The organism is Streptomyces sp. NBC_01016, from assembly GCF_026341035.1.
In the GTDB taxonomy this organism is placed as follows: Bacteria; Actinomycetota; Actinomycetes; order Streptomycetales; family Streptomycetaceae; genus Streptomyces.
Map to the genome: position 1 here is coordinate 4,432,715 of NZ_JAPEOQ010000001.1, position 21,450 is coordinate 4,454,164.

The 21,450-nt window shown below is 71.5% G+C and carries 16 protein-coding genes and 1 pseudogene; 12 read left to right on the forward strand and 5 right to left on the reverse strand.

Going from position 1 to position 21,450, the window contains the following annotated elements; all coding sequences use genetic code 11:
* Positions 1-158: 158 nt before the first annotated feature.
* Positions 159-1,355 (forward strand): TerD family protein, encoded by a 1,197-nt coding sequence (locus tag OG746_RS19845; RefSeq protein WP_266716301.1) that lies wholly within the window; start codon positions 159-161, stop codon positions 1,353-1,355.
* 18 nt (positions 1,356-1,373) lie between these two features.
* Here the strand turns inward: OG746_RS19845 and OG746_RS19850 are convergent, their stop codons facing one another.
* Positions 1,374-2,537, reverse strand: a complete 1,164-nt coding sequence (locus OG746_RS19850) for a glycosyltransferase (RefSeq protein ID WP_266716303.1) — start codon at positions 2,535-2,537, stop codon at positions 1,374-1,376.
* A 59-nt stretch (positions 2,538-2,596) separates the two neighbouring features.
* Between OG746_RS19850 and OG746_RS19855 the strand changes: the two genes are divergently transcribed.
* Positions 2,597-3,382: a glutamate racemase gene (locus OG746_RS19855; RefSeq protein ID WP_266716305.1), complete on the forward strand. Its 786-nt coding sequence runs from the start codon at positions 2,597-2,599 to the stop codon at positions 3,380-3,382.
* A 90-nt stretch (positions 3,383-3,472) separates the two neighbouring features.
* Positions 3,473-4,036 (forward strand): hypothetical protein, encoded by a 564-nt coding sequence (locus OG746_RS19860; RefSeq protein ID WP_266716307.1) that lies wholly within the window; start codon positions 3,473-3,475, stop codon positions 4,034-4,036.
* 22 nt (positions 4,037-4,058) lie between these two features.
* On the opposite strand, the gene OG746_RS19865 is transcribed toward OG746_RS19860, so the two are convergent.
* The gene (locus OG746_RS19865) at positions 4,059-4,991 is read right to left on the reverse strand and encodes an O-antigen ligase family protein (protein ID WP_266716309.1); all 933 of its coding nucleotides are present in this window, start codon (positions 4,989-4,991) and stop codon (positions 4,059-4,061) included.
* A gap of 349 nt (positions 4,992-5,340) precedes the next feature.
* On the opposite strand from OG746_RS19865, the gene lnt reads away from it, so the two are divergent.
* The 4 genes from lnt (at position 5,341) to OG746_RS19885 (ending at position 10,433) form a co-directional block, all read left to right on the forward strand.
* Positions 5,341-6,987, forward strand: coding sequence for an apolipoprotein N-acyltransferase (gene lnt / locus OG746_RS19870; protein WP_266716311.1), 1,647 nt, complete (start codon positions 5,341-5,343; stop codon positions 6,985-6,987).
* A gap of 51 nt (positions 6,988-7,038) precedes the next feature.
* Positions 7,039-7,518 (forward strand): NUDIX hydrolase, encoded by a 480-nt coding sequence (locus OG746_RS19875; protein WP_266716313.1) that lies wholly within the window; start codon positions 7,039-7,041, stop codon positions 7,516-7,518.
* Between the two features lie 55 nt (positions 7,519-7,573).
* A complete protein-coding gene (locus tag OG746_RS19880; RefSeq protein WP_266716315.1) occupies positions 7,574-8,362 on the forward strand; it encodes a 3-hydroxybutyrate dehydrogenase in 789 nt (262 codons plus the stop codon).
* A gap of 139 nt (positions 8,363-8,501) precedes the next feature.
* Positions 8,502-10,433, forward strand: a complete 1,932-nt coding sequence (locus OG746_RS19885) for a helix-turn-helix domain-containing protein (protein WP_266716317.1) — start codon at positions 8,502-8,504, stop codon at positions 10,431-10,433.
* A 60-nt stretch (positions 10,434-10,493) separates the two neighbouring features.
* On the opposite strand, the gene OG746_RS19890 is transcribed toward OG746_RS19885, so the two are convergent.
* Positions 10,494-11,879 carry an MFS transporter gene (locus OG746_RS19890; protein WP_266716319.1) on the reverse strand — a complete coding sequence of 462 codons (1,386 nt, stop codon included), beginning with the start codon at positions 11,877-11,879 and terminating at the stop codon, positions 10,494-10,496.
* Positions 11,880-12,088: 209 nt separating this feature from the next.
* Between OG746_RS19890 and OG746_RS19895 the strand changes: the two genes are divergently transcribed.
* From OG746_RS19895 to OG746_RS19915, 5 genes and pseudogenes are all read left to right on the forward strand, one after another.
* A complete protein-coding gene (locus OG746_RS19895; RefSeq protein ID WP_266716321.1) occupies positions 12,089-12,484 on the forward strand; it encodes a hypothetical protein in 396 nt (131 codons plus the stop codon).
* A 40-nt stretch (positions 12,485-12,524) separates the two neighbouring features.
* Positions 12,525-13,055: pseudogene (locus tag OG746_RS19900) on the forward strand (DoxX family protein); the annotation flags it as partial.
* Between the two features lie 230 nt (positions 13,056-13,285).
* Positions 13,286-14,320, forward strand: a complete 1,035-nt coding sequence (locus OG746_RS19905) for a PHP domain-containing protein (RefSeq protein WP_266719088.1) — start codon at positions 13,286-13,288, stop codon at positions 14,318-14,320.
* A gap of 194 nt (positions 14,321-14,514) precedes the next feature.
* The gene (locus OG746_RS19910) at positions 14,515-16,734 is read left to right on the forward strand and encodes an NADP-dependent isocitrate dehydrogenase (protein ID WP_266716323.1); all 2,220 of its coding nucleotides are present in this window, start codon (positions 14,515-14,517) and stop codon (positions 16,732-16,734) included.
* Between the two features lie 144 nt (positions 16,735-16,878).
* Entirely contained in the window at positions 16,879-18,840 is a 1,962-nt protein-coding gene (locus OG746_RS19915) for a M13 family metallopeptidase (protein WP_266716325.1), read from the forward strand.
* 220 nt (positions 18,841-19,060) lie between these two features.
* Here the strand turns inward: OG746_RS19915 and OG746_RS19920 are convergent, their stop codons facing one another.
* Both OG746_RS19920 and OG746_RS19925 read right to left on the reverse strand, forming a co-directional pair.
* Positions 19,061-19,789, reverse strand: a complete 729-nt coding sequence (locus tag OG746_RS19920; RefSeq protein ID WP_266716327.1) for a dienelactone hydrolase family protein — start codon at positions 19,787-19,789, stop codon at positions 19,061-19,063.
* Positions 19,790-19,871: 82 nt separating this feature from the next.
* Positions 19,872-21,203 (reverse strand): hypothetical protein, encoded by a 1,332-nt coding sequence (locus OG746_RS19925; protein ID WP_266716329.1) that lies wholly within the window; start codon positions 21,201-21,203, stop codon positions 19,872-19,874.
* Positions 21,204-21,450: the final 247 nt, after the last annotated feature.

The following is a 21,450-nucleotide window of genomic DNA, read 5'->3' on the forward strand; positions in this document are numbered from 1 at the left end:
ACGGTCGTCGCCCGGGGCAGATTTCCTGTAGAGCCCAAAATTTCGGGGGGTTACCGGCGGTTGGCCAGTGATCTTCGAACGGGCCTCTGGGAGCCGGAAGGCTCCGGGGAATAGGTTGGACGGTAAGCCGAGGGCAGGCGTTTGGGGCGGACATGACAATGGCTAAAGGGTCGAATGTCGGGGTGCCTGCTACCGCCGTACGCGTCGAATTGGGCCGACGTTCAGGCCCCGGTGTACCCGACGTCGACGCCTCGGCGCTCCTGCTCGCTTCCGGAAAGGTCCGCTCGGACGCGGACTTCGTGTTCTACAACCAGCCGACGCACGCCTCCGGGGCGGTCCGGCACGAGGGCAGGTCCACCAGCGGGGGCACCGTCACGGACACCCTCTTCGTCGACCTCGCGCGCGTGGAGCCCGCCATCGAGCGGGTGGTCCTCGCAGCGTCCGCGGACGGCGGGGCGTTCGGACAGGTGCCTGGCCTGTACGTCCGCGTCGTCGACGCGGCGGACGGGGCCGAACTCGCCCGCTACGAAAGCGCGGACGCGACGGTGGAGACAGCTTTTGTCCTCGGTGAACTGTACCGCCGTCAGGGAGCCTGGAAGTTCCGGGCCGTGGGCCAGGGCTACGACAACGGCCTGGCGGGCCTCGCGAGGGACTACGGCATCACGGTGGACGAACCGAAGCAGGCGGCGCCGCCCGCCGCCGCGCCATCGGCGACGCCCACACGCGCGGCGCCCGTGCAACCGACCAAGGTGACGCTGACGAAGGCCGCTCCGACCGTCTCCCTGGCGAAGCAGGGCGGTACGTCCGGCGCCCTGCGTGTGAACCTCAACTGGGAGGTGCTCAAGCAGTTCGGCGGCCGGGGGAGCAGGCGCGCCCGGAGCCTCGACCTCGACCTGTGCGCCCTGTACGAACTGGCCGACGGGCGCAAGGGAGTGGTGCAGGCCCTCGGCAACGCCTTCGGGGCGCTGGGCGAGGCCCCGTACATCCACCTCGACGGCGACGACCGCAGCGGAGGCCTGACCGCCGGCGAGAACCTCACCATCAACCTCGACCGCACGGACGCGTTCCGCCGCATCCTCGTCTTCGTGACCATCTACGAAGGCGCGCGCAGTTTCGCCGACCTCCATGCGACGGTCACGCTCCAACCGGCGCACGGCGCCCCGATCGACTTCTCCCTGGACGAGTGCACGGTGCCCTCCACGGTGTGCGCGCTCGCCCTGCTCACGAACGACGGCGGCGACCTGACCGTGCAGCGCGAGGCCCGCTATCTCGTCCCTGACCGGGGCGTCAGCCCGCAGCGCACCGTGGACCGCGCCTACGGGTGGGGCATGAACTGGACACGGGGCCGCAAGTAGCGTTCCGCGGCGAGGTGTTCACCCTCGATCGGGCGCGGCGTACGTACGCCCCTTCCAGGCCGCGCCCTGCCCCCTGTAGTGCTGCACAGCGGAATCCACCGTCATCAGGAGGTACAGCAGCGCGGTGAACGGCAGTAGCGGCGCCAGCCACAGCGTCTGCCGGTAGTAGCGCAGCATGGGGATGTACGTTCCCGCCATCACCGCCCAGGCGAGCACGCCGAGCAGTGCGGCCGGCGCGCTGCCCGAGAACAGGCCGACGAACAGCGCCGCGGGCGGCACCAGGTAGACCAGGGCAAGCCCCAGCACGGTGGCGAGCAGCACCAGCGGGTTGTGCCGCAGCTGTGCGTACGCGCTGCGGGACACCATGCGCCACAGATCCGCGAGGCGCGGATACGGCCGCACGCTGTCGACGCGCTCGGCGAGGCCCAGCCAGATGCGCCCACCGGACCGCTTCACGGCCCGTGCGAGCGACACGTCGTCGATGACCGCCTGCCGGATCGCGTCCGGGATCCGCGCCCGCTCGGCCGCCTCGGTGCGCAGCAGCACGCAGCCGCCCGCCGCGGCGGCCGTGCGTGCGCCCTGCCGTGTGATCCGACGGAACGGGTACAGCTGCGCGAAGAAGTACACGAACGCGGGCACGACCAGTCGCTCCCACACGCTCTCCACCCGCAGCCGCGCCATCTGCGACACCAGGTCGAAGCCGCCCGTGCGCGCCGCCGCCACCAACTCCCGCAGGCTGTCCGGCTCATGCGCGATGTCGGCGTCGGTCAGCAGCAGGAACTCGGGGTCACGCGCGCGTGCCAGGCCGATGCCGTGCCGCACCGCCCACAGCTTTCCGGTCCAGCCCGCGGGCGGCTCGCCGGGTGAGTCGACCGTGAGGGGGAGCCCGCCGAACCGCTCCGAGAGGGTGCGTGCCACCTCGCCCGTGCCGTCCGAGCTGCCGTCGTCCACCAGGAAGATCTCCGCCCGCCCCGGATAGTCCTGGGCGAGCAGGGACGGCAGGCTGTCCGGCAGCACCTCCGCCTCGTCGCGGGCCGGCACCACAATGCACACATCCGGCCAGCTTCCGGGCTCGGTGCGCGGTGGCAGGCGCAGGTCCGTACGCCAGAAGAAGCCCTGGCACAGCAGCAGCCACAGCCATGCGGCGAGCGAAGCCGCGGTGATCCACACAACGACGTCCATCCGCCGCAGTCTGCCCCACCGGCACGGGCATTGTCGGACCGATCGTCTATGGTTTCCGGGTGAAGATCGCGCTGATGGACTCGGGAATCGGACTGCTCGCGGCCGCTGCGGCGGTACGGCGCCTGCGCCCGGACGCCGACCTCGTGCTCTCCTCCGCCCCGGAGACCATGCCGTGGGGGCCGCGCACGCCCGAGGACGTGGCCGAGCGGGCGCTCGCCGTCGCCGAGGCCGCCGCCGCGCACGGCCCGGACGCGCTGATCATCGCCTGCAACACCGCCTCCGTGCACGCACTGCCCGCCGTGCGCGCCCGGCTCGAGCCGCAGATCCCCGTCATCGGCACCGTCCCCGCGATCAAGCCCGCCGCCGCGGGCGGCGGCCAGGTCGCCATCTGGGCCACGCCCGCGACCACCGGAAGCCCCTACCAGCAGGCGCTGATCCGGGACTTCGGAGGCGGCGCCCAGGTCACCGAGGTGCCCTGCCCCGGCCTCGCCGACGCGGTGCAGTGGGCCGACGAGGAGGGTATCGACCGTGCCATCGAGGCCGCGGCCGCCCTCACGCCCCGTGATGTAAGGGCCGTCGTCCTGGGATGCACCCATTACGAGCTGGTCGCGGAGCGTATTCGCGCCGCGGTGCAGCAGCCCGACGCGGACCTGCTCGCCCTGCACAGCAGCGCGGGCGCCGTCGCCGCGCAGGCGCTGCGCCGGATCGGCGAGGGCCCGCAGGCCGGGTCCGATGCGCGCGGCAAGCTCACGGTGCTGCTGGGCGGCCGGGAGGACACGCTTCCTAAGGAGGCACTCGCCTACGCGGAAGGCCGTGACCTCCAGGCGCTGAGCCACGCGGGCTGAGCGACCGCACCGGCCCGGCTCAGCCCGGTCCGGCCCACAAGGCTGCGCAAGCCGGTGCCGGACCCGCGGAACATGAGTAGGCTCGATTCCATGAGGGAACACGCCCCCGACGAGCACTCAGGGCGACGCTCTTCCGCCCCCGTGACCGACATCTGGACCGGCCGCGCACACAACCGTGTGCAGTGGATCCTGGCCTGTGGCGGGCTCGCCTGCCTGGCTCTGGGCATCGAGCTGGCCGTGGACAACTCCTGGGCCACCGGCATACTCGCCCTGGCCATGTCCGTGGTCGGCCTGATCGCCGTGGGCCTGCTCATCCTGTTCGGCACCCTCGCCTTCCTCCACGTCGCGGTGAAGGTCGACAAGGACCACCTCGAGGTGCGCTGCGGCCACGTGGGCCTGCCGCGCCGCCGTATCCCGCTCGCCCATGTGGTCGAGGCGGACTTCGCGCCCCGCGTCACGCCCCGGCAGTGGGGCGGCTGGGGCTACCGCTGGCGCCCGGAGATCGGCACGGCCGTCGTGGTGCGGCGCGGCGAGGGCGTGGTGCTCGTCCTCGGTGACGGCCGCAGGTTCACGGTGACCGTGGACGACGCGGAGGGCGCGGTGCGGCACATCCGCGACCGCCTGAAGCGGCCGCACGCGGGTCCGGTCGTCTGACCGCAGGACCCGGCGGGTGAACTCAGTCGTGGCCGCTCCGGAGGAATTCCGGGGCGGCCACGTCGTCGTCCGGCGGCCCGTCCGTGAACGGTTCGGCCGTGCCGATCCCGGCGAGCAGGCCCACGCCCGCCGTCACGGTCGTGAAGCTGAGCGCGTTGCCGACCAGCGCCATCGCGGCCACCGCGGTCAGCGCCGCACCCGCCGCCAGCACCACCTGGGTCGAGCGCGCCGAGCGCCACAGGACGTACAGCAGCCAGCAGTAGGCCGTCGCGAGCAGCAGGACGCCGACGAGCCCCTGCTCGGCCGCCATCTGGAGGACGGCGGAGTGCGGCTTGCCGTCGGAGAGCGGGGACTGCGCGAGCGTCGGGCTGAGGTCCTCGAAGCGTCCGGGTCCCGTGCCCAGGGCGGGATCGTTCTCGGCGAGGTGCAGGGCGTCGCGCCACAGCAGGATCCGCCGCGGCGAGAGCCACGCCTCCAGGGAGGCCGTCGGGCCGGACGGCAGGACGTTCTTGGCGAGCGCCACACCGAGACCGGCCATGACCGCCGTGGAGAGGCCGAGACCGCTCAGGCCGATCGCCCGGCGTCGTAGGCGGGCCGCCGCGAGCGAGCACAGGACGACGCCGGCGCACGCCGTGATCCCGCCCGGTGAGTCGATGACGAAGGCCACCACCACGCTGCCCGCCGCCAGTAGGTGCAGCGCGATCCGCGCAGCCCGGCGCCGCGCCGACCAGGCCGCGCAGCACAGCGCCCCCGTGGACAGGGCGAGCAGCGCCGCGGTCGCGCCGACCCGGCCCATCGGCGTCACGACATCAGGTGTGGGGACCGCGTACGGAGCGGTGAGCGCGAGGCACAGGCCGCCGAGTCCGACCGCACAGGACGAGGCGACCGGGACGAGCGCCCCGCCGATGCGTCCGCACGCGAACCCCGCGATCACGGCGAGCACGGCCAGGAGCACGCCTTCCGGTCTGCCCGCGCGTGCCGTCGCGCTGATCAGGGACCATGCCGCGCAACACCCGAGGACCGCGACCCCGATGGCATCGGACGCTCCACCACGCCGTTCCAGCGCAGCATCTGTCGCCGCACCCGCTGACCACCCCGTCGCACCCATCCGCCGCCCCCCGACGTAGACGGGCCCCGGATGCGTGGCCGGAAGTGGCCGCGGCATCGGGGACTTGGGCACACCGTAACGGCTGGTGGGCCGAGGCGGGCCGGTGTTGCACAGGAACGATCCGCCTGCGCGGTCGACGCGGGGCGCCCGCCGACCGGCATGTCGGCGTGACAGCGGCGCGCCGTACACTCCCCGGGTGACCGCCACCGCACCTCCCGTAGCCCCGTCGGACGAGCCCGCAGAGCAGTCTGTGCTCTCGAAGGTCCGTTCTCACCTGCGGCGTTTCGTGCCCCTCGCGTTCGCGGTGATCGCCGGGCTGCTCCTGTACGTGAGCTTTCCGCCGCGCGAGCTCCCGTGGCTCGCGCCGATCTCCTTCGCACTGTTCGGCGTGGCTGTGTACGGGCGGCGGCTGAGGGCGGGCTTCGGACTCGGCCTGGCCTTCGGGCTCGCCTACTTGGTGCCGCTGCTCTCCTGGACCGGCGTCGACGTCGGTCCGCTGCCGTGGCTGGCGCTCGCCGCCGCGGAGGCACTGCTGGTCTCGCTCGCGGGCATGGGCATCGCCTACGTGTCGCGGCTTCCGCTGTGGCCGCTGTGGCCGCTGTGGGCCAGTGGGGTCTGGATCGCGTCCGAGGCGCTGCGTGCGCGTGCCCCGTTCGGTGGATTCCCTTGGGGGAAGGTCGCGTTCGGGCAGCCCAGTGGGGTGTTCCTGCCCCTCGCCTCGCTGGGCGGCACCCCGCTGCTCGGCTTCGGTGTGGTCCTGTGCGGCTTCGGGCTCGGGGCCCTCGCGCTGCGCGTCAGGAAGGTGCGCCGGGCCTCGTCCGAGGACGCGTCGCCTCTCACGGGCTTGTCATTCTTGAAGGACAAGGGCATTGCCGCCGCGGCCGCGTTCACCGTCGCCCCGGTCGTCGCCGGAGCGGTCGCGATGCCCTTCGTGGCGACCGGCGCCGAGGCGGGCACCGCGCGCGTGGCGCTCATCCAGGGCAACGTGCCGCGCATGGGCCTCGACTTCAACGCCCAGCGCCGCGCCGTGCTCGACTATCACGTGCGCGAGACCATGAAGCTCGCCGCGAAGATCAAGTCGGGACAGGTGAAGCGCCCCGACCTGGTGCTGTGGCCGGAGAACTCCTCGGACATCGACCCGTACGTCAACCAGGACGCCTACGACGAGATCACCAAGGCCGCGCAGGCCGTCGGAGTGCCCATCTCGGTGGGAGCTGTCGTGACCCCGGCGGACGGCAAGCCCCGGAACCGGCTCATCCAGTGGGACCCGAAGACGGGCCCGGGCGCCGTCTACGACAAGCGGCGCTTGCAGCCCTTCGGCGAGACCATGCCGTACCGCAGCTTCTTCCGGATCTTCAGCAAGGACGTCGACCGGGCGGGCGAGTTCGTACCCGGCAAGAAGGCCGTCGTCTTCGACATGGCGGGCACCAAGGTCGGCAACGTGACCTGCTACGAGGCCGCGTTCGACGCCACGGTGCGCGACCAGGTCCGGGAAGGCGCGCAGATCCTGTCCGTGCCGAGCAACAACGCGACGTTCGAGCGCAGCCAGATGACGTACCAGCAGCTCGCCATGGACCGGGTGCGGGCCGTCGAGCACGGCCGGGCCGTGATGGTCCCGGTCACCAGCGGGGTCAGCGCCGTGATCCGGGCCGATGGCACGATCGAGCAGCAGACCGGCATGTTCGAGCCGGCGACCCTGATCGCCGATGTCCCGAAGCGGACGTCGCAGACGCTCGCCACGCGCGCGGGCGAGTGGCCCGAGGCGCTGCTCGTCGCGATCGGTGTCGGGGGCCTCGGCTGGGCCGTCGTGCGGGCGCGCGCGGGGCGGCGCTCGGACGCCTGACGGGGCTTGTGGCCTGCCGGTTCGTTGGGGCCTACAGGTAGGCTCGTCGGCATGGCGACTCCTGAATTCATCCGTACGATCCGGGCCACCGCGGGCCACCAGCTGCTGCTTCTGCCGGGGGTCAGTGCCGTCGTCTTCGACGATGAGGGACGGGTGCTGCTCGGGCGGCGCGCCGACACCGGCAAGTGGTCGATCATCGGTGGGATCCCCGAGCCGGGCGAGCAGCCCGCGGATGTCGCCGCGCGTGAGGTGTTCGAGGAGACCGGCGTCGAATGCGTCGTCGAGCGGGTCGTGCTGGTGCAGGCCCTGCAGCCGATCACGTACCCCAACGGCGACCAGTGCCAGTTCATGGACACGTCCTTCCGCTGCCGGGCCACCGGCGGCGAGGCGCGCGTCAACGACGACGAGTCGCTGGACGTCGCCTGGTTCGCCCTGGACGCGCTGCCGCCGCTCGACGAGTTCGCGCTGTTCCGGATCAAGCAGGCGCAGGCGGAGGGACCCACATGGTTCGAGACCATGACCGAGCGCTGAAGTATGGGTGCTGCCCACATCGGGCGGTGCTGATCAGCTGCCTAGGGTGCGAGTCATGACGCCGCACACCCCGCTGACCGCACCCACCGCCCCCGAGCTGGATCTCGGCGGGCGCACCGCACTCGTCACCGGCGCCGCCAGTGGCATCGGCCGGGCCTGCGCCCTGCGCCTCGCCGCGGCGGGCGCCAAGGTGAGAGCGGTGGACCGGGACGAGGCGGGGCTCGAGGCGCTGGCCGGGGAGGCCGACGGCATCGAGGCGTACGTCCTTGACCTGACCGACCTCGACGCCGCGGAGCAGGCGGCGGCCGGCACCGACGTCCTCGTGAACAATGCCGGGATCCAACTGGTCCGGCCCATCGAGGAGTTCCCGCCCGAGGTCTTCCACACCGTGCTGACCGTGATGCTGGAGGCCCCGTTCCGGCTGCTGCGCGGGGCGCTGCCGCACATGTACGGGCAGGGCTGGGGCCGCATCGTGAACGTGTCGTCGGTGCACGGGCTGCGGGCCTCCGCGTACAAGTCCGCGTACGTGGCCGCGAAGCACGGGCTCGAGGGACTGTCGAAGACGGCCGCGCTGGAAGGGGCGGCGCACGGCGTCACATCGAACTGTGTGAACCCCGGCTATGTGCGCACGCCGCTCGTCGAGCAGCAGGTCGCCGACCAGGCCGCCGCGCACGGCATCCCCGAGGAGCGGGTGCTCGGCGAGGTGATGCTGCAGGACAGCGCGATCAAGCGGCTCATCGAACCTTCCGAGGTCGCCGAGGCCGTCGCGTATCTGTGCACGCCGCAGGCCTCGTTCATGACCGGCACGTCCCTCGTTCTCGACGGCGGCTGGTCCGCCCACTGATTCCGCCCCACCAATTGCCGGGTTCGGGTTGTTTTCGCACGGAACGCGGTCCCTCGACCGGGTGACCGCGATTTCGTGACGACCCGAGTTGTCCACAGGGCTAGCAGGCCCGACCGCTCGACGGGTAATCCTTGTCCGCATGTCGCGCCACCAACCGCAATCAGACGCCGCCTCCGGCCCGGTGACCACCGAGGACCCGCAGGCCCCGTTCCTGGAACTGCTCGCCAGGGGCGCCTCCGCCGATGCCTACGAACAGCCCGTACTGCTCGCCCGGGCCGAGGGCGCGACGCCCGAGCGGATAGCGGCACTCGAAGCGGCCAAGGTGCTCGCGCTGCGCGTGCGCGCGGAAATGGAGGGCAGGCGGCGCCGCGAGGCGGAGCTGTCCGCACTGTTCGAGACCGCACACGACCTCGCGGGCCTGCGCGACCTGGACGCGGTGCTGCACGCCATCGTCCAGCGGGCCCGCTCGCTGCTCGGCACCGACGTCGCCTATCTGACGCTGAACGACCCGGTCAGGGGTGACACCTACATGCGGGTCACCGAGGGCTCGGTCGCGGCCCGCTTCCAGCAGCTCCGCCTCGGCATGGGCGAGGGCCTCGGCGGCCTCGTCGCACAGACCGCGCGGCCCTACGTCACCGACAACTACGGGCACGACGTGCGCTTCCAGCACACCCGCACCATCGACGCGGGGGTGGGGGACGAGGGGCTCGTCGCCATCCTCGGCGTGCCGCTCATGCTGGGAGCACAAGTGATCGGGGTGCTGTTCGCCTCCGACCGGCGCGCGCGGGTCTTCGAGCGCGAGGAGATCGCGCTCCTCGGCTCCTTCGCGGCGCTCGCCGCCGCGGCCATCGACACCGCGAACCTGCTCACCGAGACCCGGCAGGCGCTGAACGAGCTGGAGCGCGCCAACGAGATCATCCGTGACCGCAGCGGCGTCATCGAGCGCGCGTCCGACGTGCACGACCGGCTCGCCGAGCTGGTGCTGCGTGGCGGCGGAGTGCACGACGTGGCCGCGGCCGTCTCCGAAGTCCTCGACGGCACCGTGGAGTTCACCGACGCCGAGGAGGCGCCCGGCCACGCCCTCGAAGCGTCCCGGGCCGACGGGCACGCGGTGCGACACCGCGACGACTGGGTCGCGGCCGTCGCCGCCGGCGGCGAGCTGCTCGGCGCCCTCGTGCTGCGCGGCCACCCCGGCCTCGACCCGGTCGACCAGCGCACCCTGGAGCGCGCCGCCATGGTCACCTCGCTGCTGCTGCTCGCCCGGCGCTCCGCGGCCGAGGCCGAACAGCGGGTGAGGGGCGAGCTGTTGGACGACCTGTTGGACGGGCGCGATCGGGACCCGCGGTTGCTGCGGGAGAGGGCGGAGCGGCTGCACGCCGACCTCGACGCGACCCATGTGGTGCTCGCCGCCCGCCTGGAGAGCACCGGTGACGCCGAGCAGGAGGCGGCCGCGCGTCGCCGCCTGTGGTCCGCGGCCAACCACCTCGCGGCGACCCGGCACGGCCTTGCCGCCGCGCGCGACGGCGGCACCGTCCTGCTGCTTCCGGCGCACACCACCGCAGCGTCGGAGCTGGCGTCCCATGTCGCGGGCCGGCTCTCCGAGGCGATCCACGAGAGCGTCACCGTGGGCGCCTCGGCCCCCGTCGAGGGCCTGGCAGGGTGGACCGAGAGAGCGGCTGCCGCGTATGTGGAGGCGCAGCGCTGCCTCGACGCGCTGCGGCTGCTCGGCAGGTCCGGACAGGGCGCGGCGGCCGAGGACTTCGGGTTCCTCGGGCTGCTGCTCGCCGACAGCCGGGACGTCGGGGGATTCGTCGCCCGCACGATCGGCGAGGTCATCACCTACGACGAGCGCAGAGGCACCGACCTGCTGCGCACCCTCGACGCCTACTTCGCGTCCGGCATGAGCCCGGCCCGCACGAAGGACGCGCTGCACGTGCACGTGAACACGGTCGCGCAGCGTCTTGAGCGGGTGGGCTGGCTCCTCGGCGAGGACTGGCAGACGCCGGAGCGTGCGCTGGAGATCCAACTGGCCCTGCGGCTGCACCGGTTGGCGGCCCCGGACATAGCCTGACCCCGCCCGAGCCCCGAGTCCGCAACCACGGGGCCGGCGGGGGTGAGGCGCCGCACGCCGTCAGGCGCCGTGGAGCTTCACCGGGTCGTCGCTGCGCGCTACGTCGCCCGAGTCCACGGCGTCCAGGTCGGACAGGTCGCGGTGCCGGGTCTCCTTCGCCAGGCCCACGGCGATCAGCGTCAGGAGCGCGGCCGCGATGACGTACAGGGAGATCGGCGTCGAGGAGCCGTAAGCGGACAGCAGAGCCGTCGCGATGAGCGGTGCGGGCGCGCCCGCCGCCACCGAGGCGAACTGCGCCCCGATCGACGCCCCGGAGTAGCGCATCCGCGTCGCGAACATCTCGGAGAAGAACGCGGCCTGCGGGGCGTACATGGCGCCGTGCAGCACCAGGCCGACGGTCACGGCGAGGAGCAGACCACCGAAGTTCGACGAGTCGATGAGGGAGAAGAACGGGAACATCCACAGGCCGATGCCCGCCGCACCCAGCAGATACACGGGCCTGCGGCCGACCCGGTCGGAGAGGGCGCCCCAGGCCGGGATCACGGCGAAGTGCACGGCGGACGCGATGAGTACGGCGTTCAGCGCGGTCTGCTTCGAGACGCCGGCCGACGTGGTGGCGTACACGAGGATGAAGGCGGTGATGACGTAGTAGCTGATGTTCTCGGCCATGCGGGCGCCGATGGCGACCAGGACATCGCGCCAGTGGTGCCGCAGGACGGCCACCAACGGCAGCTTCTCCACGGTGTCGGAGACAGACTTGCGGGCCTCGGCGCGGGCCAACGCCTCCTTGAAGACGGGGGATTCATCGACAGAGAGACGTATCCACAGACCCACGAGCACGAGCACGCCGGAGAGGAGGAACGGGATCCGCCAGCCCCAGTCGGTGAACGCGGCATCCGAGATCAGGGCGGTCAGGGCCGAGAGCACGCCGGTCGCCAGGAGCTGTCCCGCGGGCGCGCCCGTCTGCGGCCAGGAGGCCCAGAAGCCGCGGCGCCGGGCGTCTCCGTGCTCGGACACGAGGAGCACCGCGCCGCCCCACTCGCCGCCGAGAGCGAAGCCCTGGACCAGGCGGAGCACGGTGAGCAGTACGGGCGCGGCCGTGCCGACGGTCGCGTGGGTCGGGAGCAGGCCGATGGCGAAGGTGGCGCCGCCCATCATCAGCAGGCTCACCACGAGGAGCTTCTTGCGGCCGAGCCGGTCGCCGTAGTGCCCGAAGACGAGCGCGCCCAGCGGGCGGGCGGCGAATCCGACGGCGTACGTCAGGAAGGAGAGGAGGGTGCCGACCAGGGGATCGGAGTCGGGGAAGAAGAGCTTGTTGAACACCAGCGCCGCGGCGCTGCCGTAGAGGAAGAAGTCGTACCACTCGATGGTGGTGCCTATGAGACTCGCCGCGACAATGCGCTTGAGGTTTCCGGGTGTTGGCGGAGCGGTTGCTGCGGAGGCCATGTGCACCACTTCCAGGCGTTGGTGGGGACGTGTATCTGCTGGCACAAGGTAGGAACACGCAGGTCAGCGGCACATGTGGTGGGACACCATACTTTCGGGGCGGACTGTGGCCGCCGGACACGGACGTCCGGTCCGATTCCGGTCCGACGGCTACGAGTTGGGGGAGCGTTTCGGGTTTGTGATGACCGTCGAGGGCTAACCCGGACTCCATGAGTGAACCGAACAAGGGAACGGATCAGCAGAACGAGACGACGAAGCGGAAGACCGCTTCCCGGGCGCGTGACAGCGCCGACAAGGCGACTGCTCCCGTGGGTGACGCCGCCGAGAAGACCGAGGCCAAGGCCGTCGACGCGGCCGTGGCCGCGCAGCGCGGGGCCGAGCGGGTCACCGAGGGCGCGGCCGATGCCGTGGGCAGCGCGGCGCGGGGCGTCGAGGCCGGCCGGCAGGCGGCCGTGGCGGCGACCGGGCAGGTCACCACCGTGGCCAGGACGGCCTGGACCGCCGTTGCCCACCGGAAGATGCTGGCCATGGGCGTCGGGGCCGGGGTCACAGCCGTCGGCGCCGCGTCGTACGCCGTGGGGCGCCGCGCGGGACGGCGTCCATGATCCTGGACTGAGTGCGCGGAGTTGGGGAACGCGGCGAAGCATGGCTGTACTGAGGAAATGCGCACGTCCGATGCTCGCCTCCGCGTTCGTGGCCGGCGGGCTGTCCACCCTCCGTGCCCCTGAGAGCGTGGCGCCCGCCGCGGAACCGGTGGCGGTTCCCGTGGCCTCCCGCGTGCCCCGGCTGCCGGAGGACCCCGAGCAACTGGTCCGGATCAACGGCGCGGTGCACTTCGGGGCCGGGCTGCTGCTCGCCGCGGGGATCGCCCCGCGGCTCGCCGCGCTGGCCCTCGCCGGGACGCTCGTGCCGACGACGCTGGCCGGCCACGCCTGGTGGAAGGAGAAGGATCCCGAGCAACGCGCCCAACAGCGCACCCAGTTCCTGAAGAACGTGTCCCTGATGGGCGGCCTGCTCATCACGGCGGCCGACACGCACGGAAAGCCGTCGGCCGCCTATCGGGCCCGTGGCGCCGCCGCGTCCGGACGCTCGTCGGCACGCCGGGCGCGGCGCGACGCGTCCCACACGCTGCGCGACGCGACTCACACGCTGCGGGACGCCACCGGAACCGTGCGTGGCGCCGGCCGCGATGCGGCCGACACCGTGCGTGGAGCGACCCTCGGGGCGACTCGCGGGGCGACCCAGAGTGTGCGCGGCGCCGCCGACCACGTGCGTGCGCTGCCGGCGCAGGCCCAGCAGGCCATCGACAAGCACCTCTGAGATTCGCCGCCCGCGGCGTTCACGGATGCCGGTCACCAGGTCGTACGGCAGGCTGGAGACGTACGCGTAGGTGGCCGGAGGTGGCGATGGAGCCCGTGCGGGCGCTGGAACGGATCGCGTTCCTGCTGGAGCGGGACGGCGCGCCCACCTACCGGGTGCGCGCGTTCCGCACCGCCGCAGGTGTGATCACCGGGCTGGGCGACGCCGAGGTCGCGCGGCACGTCGAGGCCGGCTCCCTGGAGTCGCTCAAGGGCATCGGGCCCAAGACCGCCGCGGTGATCCGGGAGGCGGCCGCCGGGCAGATCCCGGACTACCTCACGCATCTGGAGGACGAGCTGGCCCGCACGGTGCCCTTGGAGGGCGACGTGGGCGTGCAGCTGCGTTCCCTGCTGCGCGGCGACTGTCATCTGCACTCCGACTGGTCGGACGGCGGCAGCCCGATCGAGGAGATGGGCCGCGCTGCCCGGGACATCGGACACGAGTGGGCGGTGCTCACGGACCACTCGCCGCGCCTCACGGTGGCCCGCGGGCTTTCGCCGCAGCGGCTGCGTGAGCAACTGGACGTGGTGGCCGAACTGAACGCGGGCTGGGCGCCGTTCCGCCTGCTCACCGGCATCGAGTGCGACATCCTCGACGACGGTTCGCTCGACCAGGAACCGGAGCTGCTCGACCGCCTGGACGTGGTCGTCGTCTCGGTCCACTCGAAGCTGCGGATGGATGCCGCGGCGATGACCCGGCGCCTGGTGGCCGCCGTCGGCAATCCGCATGCCGACATCCTCGGCCACTGCACCGGTCGGCTGGTCACGGGCAGGGGGCGGCCCGAGTCGCAGTTCGACGCGGACGAGGTGTTCGCGGCGTGTGCGGCTGCCGGCACGGCGGTGGAGATCAACAGCCGTCCCGAACGGCTGGACCCGCCCCGGCGTCTGCTCCGCAAGGCGGTGGAGGCGGGCACCCTCTTCGCCATCGACACCGACGCGCATGCGCCCGGGCAGCTCGACTGGCAGCTCTTCGGCTGCGCCCGCGCCGAGGAGTGCGAGGTTCCGGCGGAGCGGGTGGTGACGACGTGGCCGGTGGAGAAGGTGCTGGCCTGGACCGGTGCGGGTGACGCCGCACGGGCGTAAAAGATCGGGACTCTGCCCCGGACCCCGCTGCTCAATCGCCGCAGGGGCTTGAAATGCGCCTGGTCGCCCTGGGGCCGGAAAGATCTTGGCGGGTGGACCCCTTTCGGATCCTGGCCGGGGAGGAGATATCTTGATGTCGAGCAATCCGATCCAAGACTGCAGACGACGTGGAAGACGTGGAAGCGGAGCACCCGGTGACTGACTCGACCATTATTTACACGCACACTGACGAGGCCCCGGCCCTCGCGACGTATTCCTTCCTGCCGGTCATCGAGGCCTACGCGTCCACCGCCGGTGTCGGCGTCGAGACCCGTGACATCTCCCTGGCCGGGCGCATCCTCGCCCAGTTCCCTGAGTACCTGACCGAGGAGCAGCGCGTCCCGGACTCGCTCGCCGAGCTGGGCGAGCTGGCCAAGACGCCGCAGGCCAACATCATCAAGCTGCCGAACATCTCGGCCTCGGTCTCGCAGCTCAAGGCCGCTGTCGCCGAGCTGCGCGAGCACGGCTACGCGCTGCCGGACTACCCGGACGAGCCGAAGACCGACGAGGAGCGCGAGATCGGCGCTCGCTACGACAAGGTCAAGGGCTCCGCCGTCAACCCGGTCCTGCGCGAGGGCAACTCCGACCGCCGCGCCCCCGCCTCGGTGAAGAACTACGCCAAGGCCCACCCGCACCGCATGGGCGCCTGGACCGCCGAGTCCAAGACGAACGTCGCGACCATGGGTGAGAACGACTTCCGCTCGACCGAGAAGTCCACCGTTCTCCCGGCCGCCGACAAGCTGAAGATCGAGCTCGTCGCCGACAACGGCACCACCACCGTGCTGCGCGAGTCCGTACCGGTCCTCGCCGGTGAGGTCGTCGACGCCTCCGTGCTGCACGTCGCGCCGCTGCGCGAGTTCCTGACCGCGCAGATCGCCCGCGCCAAGGAAGAGGGTGTGCTGTTCTCCGCGCACCTGAAGGCCACCATGATGAAGGTCTCCGACCCGATCATCTTCGGTCACGTCGTGCGCGCCTTCTTCCCGGAGACCTTCGCCCGCTTCGGCGCCGACCTGGCCGCCGCGGGCCTGACCCCGAACGACGGCCTCGGCGGCATCTACAAGGGCCTCGAGACCCTCGCGAACGGTGCCGAGATCAAGGCGTCCTTCGACGCCGAGCTGGCCGCCGGTCCCGACCTGGCCATGGTCGACTCGCACCGCGGCATCACCAACCTGCACGTGCCGTCCGACGTCATCATCGACGCCTCCATGCCCGCGATGATCCGTACGTCCGGCCACATGTGGAACAAGGACGACCAGGAGCAGGACACCCTCGCGGTGATCCCGGACTCCTCGTACGCCGGTGTCTACCAGGCCGTCATCGACGACTGCCGCGCCAACGGCGCCTTCGACCCGTCGACCATGGGCACCGTCCCGAACGTCGGCCTCATGGCGCAGAAGGCCGAGGAGTACGGCTCCCACGACAAGACCTTCGAGATCAAGTCCACCGGCACCGTCCGCGTGGTCAACCAGGCCGGCGACGTCGTCCTGGAGCAGCAGGTCTCCGAGGGCGACATCTTCCGCGCCTGCCAGACCAAGGACGCCCCGATCAAGGACTGGGTCAAGCTCGCCGTGACGCGCGCTCGCGCCACCGGTGACCCGGCCGTGTTCTGGCTGGACGAGGGCCGCGCCCACGACGCCCAGCTGATCAAGAAGGTCGAGGCGTACCTGCCGGAGTTCTCCCCCGAGGGCCTGGACATCCGGATCCTCAACCCGGAGGACGCCACCAAGCTCTCCGTCGAGCGCATCCGCCAGGGCCTCAACACCATCTCGGTCACCGGCAACGTGCTGCGCGACTACCTGACCGACCTCTTCCCGATCCTGGAGCTGGGCACCAGCGCCAAGATGCTGTCGGTCGTCCCGCTGATGAACGGCGGCGGCCTCTTCGAGACGGGCGCCGGCGGCTCCGCCCCGAAGCACGTCCAGCAGCTCGTCAAGGAGAACTACCTGCGCTGGGACTCCCTCGGTGAGTTCCTCGCCCTGGCCGTCTCCTTCGAGCACCTCGCCACCACCACGGACAACGCCCGCGCGAAGGTCCTCGGCGAGACCCTGGACCGCGCCACCGGCACGTTCCTCAACGAGGACAAGTCGCCGACCCGTCGCCTGGGCGGCATCGACAACCGCGGCAGCCACTTCTACGTCGCCCTGTACTGGGCCCAGGAGCTGGCCAAGCAGACCGAGGACGCGGAGCTCGCCAAGGCCTTCGCCCCGCTCGCCGAGAAGCTCTCCGCGAACGAGCAGAAGATCGTCGACGAGCTGATCGCCGTGCAGGGCTCCCCGGCCGACATCGGCGGCTACTTCCAGCCCGACTCGGCCAAGGCCGACAAGGTGATGCGCCCGTCGCAGACGCTGAACGAGGCGCTGGCCTCGCTCGCCTGATGCCTGTCTGAGCCGCGTCTGATCCGCGTTGCGCGAACACTGCCCCGGTCGGCCCCGTGCCGACCGGGGCAGTGTTGTTCACGCTGCGCGGAAGCACCCGTATTTGACGCTCTCCCTACTCCCTGACCTGGGTAGGGTGCAGCGATGAGCACTCTGGATGACGCACGCCCGGGCATGGACCCGGCGATCCGACCGCAGGACGACCTCTTCGGGCATGTCAACGGCCAGTGGCTGGCGACCGAGCCGATCCCCGACGACCGCTCCAGCTGGGGCCCCTTCGTGGAGCTCGTGGATGTGGCCGAGCAGCGGGTCAAGGAGATCATTCAGGAGATCGCGGCCGGCGGCCCCACGAGCCTGGACGCGGACGAGGCGCGCAAGATCGCCGACCTGTACGCGTCGTTCATGGACGAGGAGGCCGTCGAGGCCCGCGGGCTCGACCCGGTCCGCCCGCTGATCGAGGAGGTGGCGGCGCTCGACGACGTGCGGCAGCTCGCCGGGTTCCTCGGCCGCTTCGAGCGCAAGGGCGGCTCCGGCCTGTTCGGCGCCTACATCGACAGCGACGACCGGAACTCCGACCGCTACCTCTTCAACATCCTCCAGGGCGGCATCGGCCTGCCCGACGAGTCGTACTACCGCGAAGAGAAGTTCGCCGAGATCCGCGAGAAGTACGAGGCGTACCTGACCGAGCTGTTCACGCTCGGCGAGCACGCGGACCCCGCCTCCGCCGCGCGCACCGTCCTCGCCCTGGAGACCCGGCTCGCCGAGGGCCACTGGGAGCGCGCCGAGACGCGCGACGTACAGAAGACGTACAACCTCACCACCTTCGACGAACTCACCGCGCTCGCCCCGTCGTTCGACTGGCGTGGCTACGTCACCGGGCTCGGCGGCAAGGACGAGACCCTCGCCGAGTCGTGCGTGCGCCAGCCCTCGTATCTGACGCATCTGTCCGCGGTCCTCGCCGAGGTTCCCATCGAGCAGTGGCGCGACTGGCTGCTCGCGCGCGTGCTGCGCTCCGCCGCGCCGTACCTGTCGACGCCGTTCGTGCGCGTGAACTTCGAGTTCTACGGCAAGACGCTCAACGGCACTCCGGAGCTGCGCGCCCGCTGGAAGCGCGGCGTCGCCTTCGTCGAGGGCGCCATCGGCGAGTCCGTCGGCAAGGAGTACGTGGCCCGGCACTTCCCGCCGCGCTCCAAGGCGCTCATGGACGAGCTGGTCGCCAACCTCCTCGAGGCCTACCGCCAGTCCATCTCCCGCCTCGACTGGATGACGGACGAGACCAAGGACCGGGCGTACGAGAAGCTCGCCACGTTCCGGCCGAAGATCGGCTACCCGGACGCGTTCCGTGACTACTCGGGGCTCGCCGTCGTCCCCGACGACCTGCTGGCCAACGCGTACGCGGCCGATGCCTTCGAGCACGACCGGCAGATGGCGAAGATCGGCGCGCCGGTCGACCGCGACGAGTGGTTCATGCTGCCGCAGACCGTCAACGCGTACTACAACCCGGGCACGAACGAGATCTGCTTCCCGGCCGGCATCCTGCAGAAGCCGTTCTTCTCGCCGGACGCCGACGCCGCCGAGAACTACGGCGGCATCGGCGCCGTCATCGGGCACGAGATCGGCCACGGTTTCGACGACCAGGGCGCGCAGTACGACGGCGCGGGCAACCTCAACGACTGGTGGACGGCCGACGACAAGGCCGCCTTCGAGGCGAAGTCGAAGGCGCTCGTCAAGCAGTACGACGGGTTCTCGCCGCGGAACCTTCCGGGGGAGTTCGTCAACGGGTCGCTGACCGTGGGCGAGAACATCGGTGACCTCGGCGGGCTCACCATCGGGCACACCGCGTACAAGATCGCGCTGGGCGACGAGCCGGTGCCGAGTGACGGTGAACTCACCGGTACGCAGCGGCTGTTCATGAACTGGGCGTACTGCTGGCGCACCAAGCGGCGCACGGAGCAGGAGCAGCAGTACCTGACGATCGACCCGCATTCGCCGCCGGAGTTCCGGGCGAACATTGTGCGGAACCTGGATGAGTTCCATGAGGCGTTTGCCACGGTTGTGGGGGACGGGTTGTGGGTTGCGCCCGGGGATCGGGTTCGGATCTGGTGAGACGTTGCTGAGCGGGTCCGGGAGGCGCGCGCCTCCCGGCCCTACGTCTCGGGGCGCTGCCCCGGACCCCGCTGCTCAATCGCCGCAGGGGCTTGAAAGATCGGGGCTCTGCCCCGGGCCCCGCTCCTCAATCGCCGGAGGGGCTTAAATGATCGGGGCGCCGCCCCTGACCCGCTGCTCAAGCGCCGCAGGGGCTTGAGGGCGGAAGGGCTCGATGTGGTCACTTCAGCGTGGCTCGCAGGAAGTCCAGTGTTGATGACCAGGCCTGCGCCGATGCTTGTGCGTTGTAGACCTCCGGGCGGCCGTCGTTGAAGAAGGTGTGGTCGGCCGGGTACATGCGGAAGTCGGCGTCGATGCCGGACTGGTTCTTGATCGCGGTGCGGAGGCCGTCGAGGGTGGCCGGAGGGATCGCCTCGTCGCGCTCTCCGTAGTGGCCCAGGATCTGCGCCTTCAGGCCGGAGAAGTCCGGGATCTCTCCCTGGATCACGCCGTAGAACGGGACCGCCGCGCTCACCCGCTGGTCCGCCGCGGCCAGGTACAGGACGAAGCCGCCGCCCATGCAGAAGCCGACCGCGCCGACCGTGTCGGAGGTGGTCTGGGGGAGGGCGAGCAGGTGGTCGACCGCGCCGGAGAGAAGTTTCACGCCGCGCTCCACCGGCAGGTCCTGCATCATGCGGAACGCTTCCCCGGAGTCGTGCGCGACGTTCCCGCCGTACAGGTCGGGCGCGAGTGCCACGAAGCCCTCGGCGGCGAGGCGGTCGGCGACGTCGGCGATGTGGTCGGTCAGGCCCCACCACTCCTGGATGACGATGACGCCGGGGCCGTGCCCCGAGGCCGGGAGCGCCAGATAGCCGTGGGCCGTGCTGCCGTGGCTGTCGAACGGCACGTTCTGGTGGGCCGGGCGGCCCGTGGACCTGGGGGTGTGCGGGGTCTGCGGGGTTTGTGCCATGGGGCCACGATGCCACCGCGGGCCGTGCCGCGGTGGCATCGTGGGTCCAACCGGAGTCAGTCCCTCCGGAGCCCGTCCGGAGTCAGTCCTTCTTCTGGGCCGACTGGAGCGCCGTGATGCAGGTCGCGATCGCCGACTGCAGTTCCTCGAGGCGCTGCAGCATGTCGTCCTCGACGATGTCGTCGATCTCCTCGGCGGCGACGTCGTCGAACGTCAGCTCCTCGAAGGCCTTCGTCGCCTTCTGCAGGCTGCTGTAGAACTTCGCGCGCCGCTCCTGCACCCGCAGCTCGGGGTCCTTCTCGACGGTCTCGGCGACGAGCGTGCGCACGGTGTCGTACGCCTCGCGGGCCCACTCGCCCGCCTCCTCGTCCTCGTCCAGCTCGTCGATGAGGGACAGGTGCCGCTCTGCCTCCTCGCGCAGCGCGGGGGAGGCCTCGATCTTCTGGCCCGCGGGGGTCTTGACCTGCCCCTCCTCCGCGATCCTGCGAACGTACTCGAGCTGGCCGCCGGTCTTGGTCTCCTCGGCGACGGCCTTCTTCAGGTCGTCCGTACGCACGATGTCGCGGGCCATGCCCGTGCGCAGCACCGGGTCCTCGTCGAGGCGGTCCATCAGCGCCTTGCGGGCGGCCTCTGCGGTGCCGGGGTCGGCGAGGATCGCGGCCCGCAGCGCCGTCGGGTTCTCCGCGACCTCCAGGGCCTTCGTCGGGCGGATGCCCTCGGACTCGGCGGCCTCGGTGATCGCCTGGCCGCGCACCGAGGTCGCGCTGTTGCGGGACACGTAGTACGACAACCAGACGTCGGCGTCCGGGAGTTCGACGTCGGTACCGGGCGTGAGGGCCTCGAACTGGGGGACCAGACCGTCGTCCGCCGCGCTGTCCCACGCCTTGTAGAACCGCATGACGCGGTCGGGGGAGCAGCCCGCGAGTTCGGCGAACTTCCGGGCGGAGACCTTGGCGGACTCCCCGGCGGACTGCCCGCCGGGCCGGACGCTGCGGGCCACCTTCAGGGCGAAGGACCAGCCACCGGTGCGGGCGTAGACGCCGAACTCGTGGGCGTCGCGGGTGATGGCCTCCGGTACGTCGCCGGGGGCGGGGTCGTCGTCGGCCGCTGCCTCGTCGTCAACCACGGAGCTTTCCGCGAAGGGGACCTCCGTGGGCGGCGTCCAGAAGCTGTCGGACACGCTGTCGGGGGTGCCTTCGGGGGCGGGCGCGGCGTCGTCGGGAGCGTCGGCGGTCGGGGCGTCGGTGGTCGGCGGGGTCCACATGTTGTCGGTGTCCCCGGGCTCGGCCGTCTCCTCGTTCGCGGGTGCGGCGGCGCTGCTGTCCGGGGCGACGGCCGGCGCGGGCACGGGCTCCGCGGGGGCGGCGTCGCCGGACGGGATGGCGGCGTCGGACGAGTCGATGGCTACGGACACGTAGGCACTCCTGAGTGATCGGGCACGTGCGGGTTGACGAGCCACTTTATCGCTCCGATTGGGCCGTTTTGCGCGCGAGTTGTCACAGCGGCGCGCCGGGTACGTGTGCGACGCCCGGTCGGCCCGGGCCCGGACGGCGACACGTGCGGTGACAGGCACGTGCGGTGACACGGGCTGCGGAGCTTACGGGCCCGCTGTTCGCGGCTCCCCCTTCTGCGAACAGCGGGCCCGTGCTCGGCCTCCACCG

What these genes read in the sequence shown, in the direction of transcription:
- OG746_RS19845 (WP_266716301.1), top strand. Translation starts at nt 159, where the DNA reads ATGGCTAAAGGGTCGAATGTCGGGGTGCCTGCTACCGCCGTACGCGTC.
- OG746_RS19850 (WP_266716303.1), bottom strand. Translation starts at nt 2,537, where the DNA reads ATGGACGTCGTTGTGTGGATCACCGCGGCTTCGCTCGCCGCATGGCTG.
- OG746_RS19860 (WP_266716307.1), top strand. Translation starts at nt 3,473, where the DNA reads ATGAGGGAACACGCCCCCGACGAGCACTCAGGGCGACGCTCTTCCGCC.
- OG746_RS19875 (WP_266716313.1), top strand. Translation starts at nt 7,039, where the DNA reads ATGGCGACTCCTGAATTCATCCGTACGATCCGGGCCACCGCGGGCCAC.
- OG746_RS19880 (WP_266716315.1), top strand. Translation starts at nt 7,574, where the DNA reads ATGACGCCGCACACCCCGCTGACCGCACCCACCGCCCCCGAGCTGGAT.
- OG746_RS19885 (WP_266716317.1), top strand. Translation starts at nt 8,502, where the DNA reads ATGTCGCGCCACCAACCGCAATCAGACGCCGCCTCCGGCCCGGTGACC.
- OG746_RS19890 (WP_266716319.1), bottom strand. Translation starts at nt 11,879, where the DNA reads ATGGCCTCCGCAGCAACCGCTCCGCCAACACCCGGAAACCTCAAGCGC.
- OG746_RS19895 (WP_266716321.1), top strand. Translation starts at nt 12,089, where the DNA reads ATGAGTGAACCGAACAAGGGAACGGATCAGCAGAACGAGACGACGAAG.
- OG746_RS19905 (WP_266719088.1), top strand. Translation starts at nt 13,286, where the DNA reads ATGGAGCCCGTGCGGGCGCTGGAACGGATCGCGTTCCTGCTGGAGCGG.
- OG746_RS19915 (WP_266716325.1), top strand. Translation starts at nt 16,879, where the DNA reads ATGAGCACTCTGGATGACGCACGCCCGGGCATGGACCCGGCGATCCGA.
- OG746_RS19920 (WP_266716327.1), bottom strand. Translation starts at nt 19,789, where the DNA reads ATGGCACAAACCCCGCAGACCCCGCACACCCCCAGGTCCACGGGCCGC.